Here is an 8,727-nt window from a genome sequence, read left to right on the forward strand (position 1 = left end):
AGCCCGGATGGAGCGAAGCGAAATCCGGGATAACCCCATCAACTGAAACGCCGGCCCCGGCTTGCGCTGTCGCCGTCGCTCTGCGAGCGCCGTCGCCAGCGTCATCCGGGCTACGCTTCTTTACGCCGCGAGATCCGCGACCACCGCATCCAGCACCGGAAAGCCCTCCTGCGTGACGCGCAGGCGGCCGTTTTCCTCGACCACGATGGCGCCTTCGTCGCGCAGGATGCGGATGCGGTCGGGGTCGAGCGAGCGACCGGACAGCGCCTTGTAGCGCTCGGGGTCGATGCCTTCGCCTAGCCGCAGCCCCATCAGCAAAAATTCATCGGCGCGCTCCTCGCTGTTGAGGATGTCGTCGGTGGTGACGCCGTGGCCCGAGGCCTCGACGCGCATCAGCCAGGCTTCCGGCCGCTTCTCGGTGGCGACCGCATGGCGCGAGCCGTCGATATCGAGCCGGCCATGGGCGCCCGGGCCGACGCCGGCATATTCCTGGCCGCGCCAGTAGACGAGGTTGTGCCTGCACTGCGCGCCAGGGCGGGCGTGGTTGGAAATCTCGTAGGATGGCAGGCCGGCCTGCGCGCAGACTTCCTGCGTCACGTCGTAGAGAATGCGCGACATGTCCTCGCTCGGCGTCTTCAATTTGCCGGCGGCGTGCAGGCCGAAGAACGGCGTGCCTTCCTCGATGGTCAACTGGTACAGCGACAGATGCTCGGCGGCTTCCGAGATCGCCAGCCTGAGTTCGTCGGTCCACATCGCGGCGGTCTGGTCCGGCCGGGCATAGATCAGGTCGAACGAATAGCGCTGGAACAATTTTCGCGCGACCGCCACGGCGTCGAGCGCCTCGCGCGCGCTATGCAGACGGCCCAGCGATTTCAACGAGGCATCGTCAAGCGCCTGCACGCCGAGCGAAACACGATTCACGCCGGCGGCGCGATAACCCTGGAAGCGCGTGGCGTCCACCGAGGTCGGATTGGCTTCCATCGATACTTCGACATCGCCGGCCACATTCCAGTGCTTGCCGATCGAATCCAGAATGGCGCCGACGGTCTTCGGCTGCATCAGCGACGGCGTGCCGCCGCCGAGAAAGATCGAGGTGACTGTTCGCCCGGCCGTGCGCGCCGCGGTGGTCTCGATCTCGCGCTCGAAGGCGCGCGCAAAGCGCTCCTCGTCGATCGGCTGATGCCGGACGTGGCTGTTGAAATCGCAGTATGGACATTTCGACAGGCAGAACGGCCAGTGCACGTAGACGCCGAAGGCGGGCTGCAGGGTGTCAGCGCGGATCAAGGCAGTTCTCCGCGAGTTTGACGAATGCCCGCGCACGGTGCGACAGGCCCTGGCCGAGCGGCGGCAGGCCGTGCTTTTCGATCGCGGTCATCTCGCCGTAGGTCCGCGTATGGCCATCGGGCTGGAACGAGGGGTCGTAGCCGAACCCGGCGTCGCCGCGCACCGGCCACACCAGCGTGCCGTGGGCGTGGGCCTCGACTTCCTCGAGATGGCCGTCGGGCCAGGCCACGCACAGTGCCGAGACGAAATGCGCCTTGCGCTGCTCCGGCGTGGTGGCGCCGCGCTCCTGCAGCAGCCGTTCGATCCGCGTCATCGCGGCCGTAAAATCCTTGGACTCGCCGGCCCAGCGCGCGGAAAGAATCCCCGGCGCGCCGTCGAGCGCATCGACCACGAGGCCGGAATCATCGGCGAACGCCGGCAGTTGCGCGACATTGGCCGCGGCAATCGCCTTGATGGCGGCGTTGGCGCGGAACGTGTCGCCGGTCTCGTCGGGTTCACTGAGCCCGAGCTCGCCCGCCGACACCGCCTCGATGCCGTACGGCGCCAAGAGCTCGCGCATCTCGGCGAGCTTGCCGGGATTGTGGGTGGCGATCACGAGGCGGCCGGTGATTCGGCGATGCTGGGTCATATTGCGATTCTATCCGTCATGGCCGGGCCTGTCCCGGCCATCCACGATGTTCTGCGAGGACGTGGATGGCCGGCATAACGCCGGCCATGACCGCCTCAGGTGATCGCCATCTTCTGCAATTCGACCAGCCGCCCGATGCCCTTCTGCGCCAGTCCCATCAGCTGCAAAAACTCGTCCTGCGAGAACGGCGTTTTCTCGGCGGTGCCCTGCACCTCGATGATGCGGCCGTCGCCGGTCATCACGAAGTTGGCGTCGGTGTCGGCTTCGGAATCCTCGGCGTAATCGAGATCGAGCACCGGGGTGCCCTGATAGATGCCGCAGGAGATCGCCGCGATATTGTCGCGCAGCACCTTGTCGCCGCTGTTGTTCTTGAACATGGAGCGCGACTTCATCCAGCCGATGCATTCGGCCAGCGCCACCCAGGCGCCGGTGATCGAGGCGGTGCGGGTGCCGCCGTCGGCCTGGATCACGTCGCAATCGATCGTGATCTGGCGCTCGCCGAGCGCTTCGAGATCGACCGCGGCGCGCAGCGAGCGGCCGATCAGGCGCTGGATCTCGACGGTGCGGCCGCCCTGCTTGCCGGAAGCGGCCTCGCGACGGGTGCGTTCCAGGGTGGCGCGCGGCAGCATGCCGTATTCGGCGGTGACCCAGCCGCGGCCCTGGCCCTTGAGCCACGGCGGCAGCCGCTCTTCCAGCGTCGCCGTCACCAGCACATGGGTGTCGCCGAACTTCACCATGCAGGAGCCTTCGGCGTATTTGACCACGCCGCGTTCCAGCGACACGGCGCGCAATTCATCGGGCGCACGACGGCTTGGCCGCATGGGGAAAATCCTTTGAAAATCGTTAAAAGCACAGGTTGGCGTGCTTGTAGGGGGGTGGCGCGGCAGCGGCAAGGGGAGACAAGGGCAGACAAGGGGAGACGGGGCCTGCTGCGGACCTTATGGCGCAATGGGCGCTTGTATCCGGGGCCCCCAGGCGACAAATTAGGGTCCATCACAGGAGTTGTCCCCTTGGCCCATCACGATCCGATCGGCCTGATTACGCCGCATGCCGGGCTCGCCCAGCTCAACGAGCGCTCGCGCGAGATTTTTCGCCAGATCGTCGAGAGCTATCTGGCTACCGGCGAGCCGGTGGGATCGCGCAATATCTCGCGGCTGATCACGGTTCCCTTGTCGCCGGCCTCGGTCCGCAACGTGATGTCGGATCTCGAGCAGCTCGGCCTGATCTATGCGCCGCACACTTCCGCCGGCCGGCTGCCGACCGAACTCGGGCTGCGCTTCTTCGTCGATGCCCTGATGCAGGTCGGCGACCTCACGGAACCCGAGCGGCAGTCGATCCAGGCCCAGCTCAGCTCCGCCGAACGGCCGCAATCGGTCGAGGCGGCCTTGGGCGAGGCGCTGACCCGGCTGTCCGGCCTGACCCGCGCCGCGGCGGTGGTGCTGACCGCCAAGTCCAATTCGCGGCTCAAACACATCGAATTCGTCCGGCTGGAGCCGGAAAAGGCGCTGGTGGTGCTGGTGGCCGAGGATGGCCAGGTGGAAAACCGCGTGCTGGTACTGCCGCCCGGGGTGCCCTCCTCGGCGCTCACCGAAGCCTCGAACTTCCTGAATTCGCGAATTCGCGGCCGGACGCTGGCCGAAGCCCGGCTGGAACTGGAAACCGCGCTGGCCGCGAACCGCGCCGAACTGGACCAGCTGACCCAGAAGGTGATCTCCGCCGGTATCGCGAGCTGGTCGGGCGGCAACAATGACGAGCGCCAGCTCATCGTGCGCGGCCAGGCCAATCTGCTGGAGGACCTCCACGCCATGGAGGACCTTGAGCGCGTCAGGCTGTTGTTCGACGACCTGGAGAGCAAGCGCGAGGTGATCGACCTGCTCGGCCGCGCCGAGACCGCCGAGGGCGTGCGGATCTTCATCGGCTCGGAAAACAAGCTGTTTTCGCTGTCCGGTTCCTCCACCATCATCGCGCCGTACAGCGATGGTGCCGGCCACATCGTCGGCGTGCTCGGTGTGATCGGGCCGACAAGGCTGAATTATGCAAGGGTGATCCCGATGGTAGATTACGCCGCGCGCATCGTCAGCCGCATGCTGGGCGGCTGATCGGCGCTCCGTCCTCATCCTGAGGAGCGGCCACTTGGCCGCGTCTCGAAGGATGGGCCACACTCGCCATGGTTCGAGACGCGCGCAAGGGCGCGCTCCTCATCATGAGGACGGTAGTCGGGTCCATTGGCCGGAAAAGCTTGATTTTTGCCCGGCGAACCACGATATCCGGCGCAGCAACCCCACCATTCCAGGTTCTTGATCGAAGCGTTTTTGAGAAGGCAGCGTGATGACTGATTCCAACGGCTCCAACGACAATTCCGGCAAGCCGGCCGAGGCCGTCGAACCGGTGGTCTCCAAGCCCTACATCATGCCGGACGATCCCGAGCCGAACTCGGTCGAGGCGCTGGCCAAGGAGGCCGCGGAGTCGCGCGACAAGATGTTGCGCACGCTGGCGGAGATGGAAAACCTGCGCAAGCGGACCCAGAAAGAGGTGGCCGACGGCCGCACCTATGCGATCACCAACTTCGCGCGCGAAGTGCTGGATATCGCCGACAGCCTGCAGCGCGCTCTCGACGCGCTGCCTGCGGAAACCAAGGACAATGCCGAGTCCGGCATCAAGGCGCTGATCGAAGGCGTCGAGCTGACCGAGCGCTCCTTGCACAACACGCTGGAAAAGAACGGCGTCAAGAAGTTCGATCCGGCCGGCGAGAAGTTCGATCCGAACTTCCAGCAGGCGATGTACGAGGTGCCGGATTCCTCGGTCCCCGCCGGCACCGTCGTGCAGGTCGTGCAGGCCGGCTACACCATCGGCGATCGCGTGCTGCGTCCCGCGCTGGTGGCGGTGTCGAAGGGCGGCGCCAAGACCGCGGCGTCGGAGTAATCTTTCTTCACCCTCCCCTGGAGGGGGAGGGTCGACTGCGCCGTCAGGCGTAGTCGGGGTGGGGTGAATGTTCATCCCAACCCTGTCCGCTGTCACCCCACCCCGCCGCACATCCGCTTCGCGGCTGCGCGCCGACCCTCCCCCTAAAAAGGGGAGGGTAAGCAAGTGTGAGCGCCACTACCCCGCCAGATCGCTCGACTGGATCCGCTTCACGCCGGCCTTCGCCATGTCGGCCCACGCCTTGGCGAGCGACCCGCCCGTGTCGATCCCCCGGCAGCCGTCTTCGATCACATAGGTATCGAACCCCGCCTTGCGGGCATCCAGCGCCGACCAGGCGACGCAGAAGTCGGTGGCGAGGCCGGCGAGGAACACTCGCTGCAGTTTGCGCGCTTTCAGGTAGCTGGCGAGCCCGGTGGAACGGCCATCGGCCTCGTTGAACGCCGAATAGCTGTCGGTGTCCTTGTTGTAGCCTTTTCGCAAGATCAGCTCGGCCTGCGGGATCGCCAGGTCCTTGGACAGCCCGGCGCCATCGGTGCCCTGCACGCAGTGGTCCGGCCACAGCACCTGCTTGCCGTATTTCAGGTCGATGGTCTCGAACGGCTTCTTGCCGGAATGGGTGGAGGCGAACGAGACATGGCCCGGCGTGTGCCAGTCCTGGGTCATCACCACGTCGGGAAACTTCTTCGCCAGCGCGTTGATCACCGGCACCACCTTGTCGCCGTCCTTCACCGCCAGGCTGCCGCCGGGCAGGAAGCAGTTCTGCACGTCGATCACCACCAGCACCGAGGTGCGGTCGAGGCTGATCTTGCCGGCGGCCCACAGCGCCTTCGGCAGCAGCCCGGCCGCGGCAATGGTGCCCAATCCCGCGAGAACCTGTCGTCTGTCGAGCATCGCTTGCATCTCCCGTTGAACCGGCTTTGCCCAGCAAACCAGAGGTGCGGGCGCAGGACAAGCCGGAGCATAGCGGCTCGCCCGGCAACCGCCTGTTAAGGCGCGGCGGTCTAGCTTCGGCTTGATGGATCTTGTCCCGGACGCAGTGCAATGCGCCTCCGTCAGGAGGCGTCATGCGCTGCAGAGCCGGGACCGTCGCGAACTTCGAGCTTGGTACGGTCCCGGCTCTGCGGAGCGGCATGGCGGCGATGCAAGGGCATCGCCTGACACGCCGCACCGCGTCCGGGACAAGATGCCAATGACTTCAATTTCAACGGAGGGCTGCACCATGACAATGCAGGCCGAAGCCGCACCCCGCTTCGTGCCGCAAAGCGCGACCGCCGGCCGGACGCATCCGCTGCTGTGGTGGCTCGCTTTGGCGGCGCTGTTGGCGGTGGCGATCTGGCTGCGTCAGGTGCTTGCCGCCAATACGGATGTCTCCTGGCTGCTCACCGTCGGCGAGCGCGTGCTGTCCGGCCAGCGGCTTTATGTCGATGTGATCGAGACCAATCCGCCGATGGCGGTGCTGGTCTACATGCCCGGCATCGTGATCGCGCATGCGCTGGGTTTGCCCGTGGAAGCCGTCACGGACGCCCTGGTATTTGCCGCGATCGTCGTCTCGCTGGCGATCGTCGCGCGCATTCTGAAACATTCGACGGTGCTGCAGGATCTTCCGGGCTGGCCGCTGGCGTTGCTCGGTTTCGCGATGCTGGCGATCCTGCCGATGCAGAGCTTTGCGCAGCGCGAGCACATCGCCTTGATAGCGCTGCTGCCGATGCTCGCGGTGATGGCGGTCCGGGCGAATGGCGCGACGCCGTCGCTGGCGGCCATCGTGGTGGCCGGCGTCGGCGCGGGCATTACTGTGGCGTTCAAGCCGCATTTTGCCATCGGCCTGCTGTTCGGGATCGGCGCGCTGGCGATCCATGCGCGGTCGTGGCGCGGCCTGTTCGCGCCGGAAAATTTCATCACCGCCGCGGTGGCCGCGATTTACGTAGCCATGGTCGTCGCGCGGTTTCCGGAATTCTTCACGGTGATCATGCCGCTGGCCCGCGACGTCTATCTGCCGGTGGGCGTCTCGGCCTTGGCGCTGCTCGAGAGGCCCGCGACATCGCTATGGGTCATCGCGACCGTGGCCGCGTGGCTCTTGAAGCGGCGCGGCGGCATCGACGCCGCGACGCTGCTGCTGCTGTCGGTCTCGCTCGGCTTTGTTGTGGTGTTCTTCCTGCAGCGCAAGGGCTGGACCTATCATTCCTATCCGATGCTGGCGCTGGCGCTGCTCGCCCTCGGCTATGCGATGCTCTCGGAGGCGCCGGCGAGCCGCCACAGCCGCGCGATCGGCATCGGCGGCATCGTGTTGCTGGCGGCGCTGTTCAGCCAGTCGCTGCTGTGGTTCCTCGCGGCGCTCGACGCGCGGGCGCTGCAGCCGACGGTGGCGCGGCTCGGGCCGCATCCGGCGATTCTGGTGATCTCCGGCGAGCCCGCCTTCGGCCATCCCCTGGTGCGCGCGGTCGGCGGCACCTGGGTGTCGCGGCAACAGGGATTGTGGGTCGCGCTCTATGTAAAATTCCTGCGTCGCGACGGCCCGCTCGGGGCCGACCGCGACGCGGTGCTCGACCGCTATGCGGCGCGCGAGCGCGAAATGCTGATCGACGACATCCGGCAACACCCGCCGACGGTGCTGCTGGTGGACAACCTCAGCGACGACAACACCGGCTGGCTCGCGGCGCATCCCGACGTCGCCGAACTGCTGAAGGATTTTCGCGAGGTGGAGACGATTAACCGGGTGACGATTCTCGCGCGGCGGCAGTGAAGCGCTGACCCGTGTCCCGGACGCGCTGCAGCGTTCTTCACGCTGCTGCGCAGATCCGGGATCCCGGTATCTTCTTCAGGCAACCGGGGCCCCGGCTCTGCGGCGCACCACGCCGCAAAGATGCGGCGCAGTGCACCGCGTCCGGGGAACGAGTTCTGAGTTTGATACGCCTACCTCGGCTGAATCCCGTCCCGCACCGCGCGAAAACGCGTGAACGCCGCCGGCCAGTCGTCGCGCGGCGAACTGGCGATGATGCGCATGGCGACGTTGCCGGTGCCGAAGCGCAGCCACTGCACCACGCTGACCGGCGTATTGTCCTTGCCGCTGACGGCGTCGAGGCGGGTCTCGTAACCCGGCACGCCGTCCATCCGCAGCGGCTCGGACATGGTGATGCGGCCATCGCGCAGGCCGGGGATCATGGTGGCGGCCTGCTGGGCGAAACGGCCGCGGTCTTCCGGCTTGGCCGGCGCCGAAGAGATGGTGCCGACCACCATGAAGGGGCTGGCCTCGACCTTGGTTTCGTCGGAGGAATCCGCCAGCAGCAGCGCGGCGCCCGGCGCCAGAGTGCGGACGGTTTTGAAGCCGCTCATCTCGGTGATCTTGAACGGCAGCAGGCCGAGCTGCTCCTCGACCGGCACCTCGGCGCGCACCACGGCGGTGGCCATCATCTGCCGGACCGCATCGTCGGTGTAGATCCGCATGGCATTTTCCGGCACCTGCACGGCGATGTAGCCGGAGAAGTTGGGGCCTGGCACGATCATCGAATAGCGCCGGACATTGCCGGAAGCGGCGTCACGGGCGTTCTCGGTGGTGTAATAGGCCCGGCCCGCCGCGGTTTCGAGGCCCTCGGGCTTGTTGGGCATCGCCGGATTGGTCTTAAACGCAGAATCGACCTCGCCGAACGCGGCGGCCGGCAGTTCGGTCATCAGCACCTTGACGCCCTGGTCCGACGTCTCGAAGCCGGTGAAGGTCTTGGCCGGGGCCAGGCCGACCAGCGGCGCGATGCCGATCCGGACCCCCGGCGGGAACACCGGGTCGGCGGCGAAGACCGGGCCGACGCTGGCGGAAAACAACGTAAGGGCGAACAGGGAGGCCAAGGGCACAATGTGTTTCATGAAAATCTACTGGGTTCGCATTGAGGCTGTTCGATGGT

General features: G+C 66.5%; 8 protein-coding genes. 3 read left to right on the forward strand and 5 right to left on the reverse strand.

The genetic code is table 11. The features are described from left to right. Positions 1-120: 120 nt before the first annotated feature. From hemW to rph, 3 genes are all read right to left on the reverse strand, one after another. Complete coding sequence (gene hemW, locus JWR89_RS23875) at positions 121-1,284, reverse strand: radical SAM family heme chaperone HemW (RefSeq protein WP_299720679.1); 1,164 nt, start codon at positions 1,282-1,284, stop codon at positions 121-123. Then, the gene (gene rdgB, locus JWR89_RS23880) at positions 1,271-1,912 is read right to left on the reverse strand and encodes an RdgB/HAM1 family non-canonical purine NTP pyrophosphatase (protein WP_299720680.1); all 642 of its coding nucleotides are present in this window, start codon (positions 1,910-1,912) and stop codon (positions 1,271-1,273) included. Before rdgB ends, hemW begins: the two co-directional genes overlap by 14 nt. Positions 1,913-2,007: 95 nt before the next feature. Next, a complete protein-coding gene (rph, locus tag JWR89_RS23885; protein ID WP_299720681.1) occupies positions 2,008-2,733 on the reverse strand; it encodes a ribonuclease PH in 726 nt (241 codons plus the stop codon). Positions 2,734-2,922: 189 nt separating this feature from the next. Here rph and hrcA point away from each other — a divergent pair, with 189 nt between their 5' ends. Continuing rightward, a complete protein-coding gene (gene hrcA, locus JWR89_RS23890; RefSeq protein WP_299720682.1) occupies positions 2,923-4,011 on the forward strand; it encodes a heat-inducible transcriptional repressor HrcA in 1,089 nt (362 codons plus the stop codon). Positions 4,012-4,240: 229 nt separating this feature from the next. Next, positions 4,241-4,834: a nucleotide exchange factor GrpE gene (gene grpE, locus JWR89_RS23895; RefSeq protein WP_299720683.1), complete on the forward strand. Its 594-nt coding sequence runs from the start codon at positions 4,241-4,243 to the stop codon at positions 4,832-4,834. 177 nt (positions 4,835-5,011) lie between these two features. Here grpE and pncA read toward each other — a convergent pair whose 3' ends face one another. Then, positions 5,012-5,725 carry a bifunctional nicotinamidase/pyrazinamidase gene (gene pncA, locus JWR89_RS23900; protein WP_299720684.1) on the reverse strand — a complete coding sequence of 238 codons (714 nt, stop codon included), beginning with the start codon at positions 5,723-5,725 and terminating at the stop codon, positions 5,012-5,014. 328 nt (positions 5,726-6,053) lie between these two features. Here pncA and JWR89_RS23905 point away from each other — a divergent pair, with 328 nt between their 5' ends. After that, positions 6,054-7,574, forward strand: coding sequence for a hypothetical protein (locus JWR89_RS23905; RefSeq protein ID WP_299720685.1), 1,521 nt, complete (start codon positions 6,054-6,056; stop codon positions 7,572-7,574). A gap of 170 nt (positions 7,575-7,744) precedes the next feature. On the opposite strand, the gene JWR89_RS23910 is transcribed toward JWR89_RS23905, so the two are convergent. Next, positions 7,745-8,689, reverse strand: coding sequence for a hypothetical protein (locus JWR89_RS23910; protein WP_299720687.1), 945 nt, complete (start codon positions 8,687-8,689; stop codon positions 7,745-7,747). Positions 8,690-8,727: the final 38 nt, after the last annotated feature.

The organism is Tardiphaga sp. (assembly GCF_028290785.1).
Lineage (GTDB): Bacteria > Pseudomonadota > Alphaproteobacteria > Rhizobiales > Xanthobacteraceae > Tardiphaga.

Excerpts from the sequence above, each read along its gene's own strand:
- grpE (WP_299720683.1), top strand. The coding sequence starts at position 4,241 with ATGACTGATTCCAACGGCTCCAACGACAATTCCGGCAAGCCGGCCGAG.
- JWR89_RS23910 (WP_299720687.1), bottom strand. The coding sequence starts at position 8,689 with ATGAAACACATTGTGCCCTTGGCCTCCCTGTTCGCCCTTACGTTGTTT.
- JWR89_RS23905 (WP_299720685.1), top strand. The coding sequence starts at position 6,054 with ATGACAATGCAGGCCGAAGCCGCACCCCGCTTCGTGCCGCAAAGCGCG.
- rph (WP_299720681.1), bottom strand. The coding sequence starts at position 2,733 with ATGCGGCCAAGCCGTCGTGCGCCCGATGAATTGCGCGCCGTGTCGCTG.
- rdgB (WP_299720680.1), bottom strand. The coding sequence starts at position 1,912 with ATGACCCAGCATCGCCGAATCACCGGCCGCCTCGTGATCGCCACCCAC.
- pncA (WP_299720684.1), bottom strand. The coding sequence starts at position 5,725 with ATGCTCGACAGACGACAGGTTCTCGCGGGATTGGGCACCATTGCCGCG.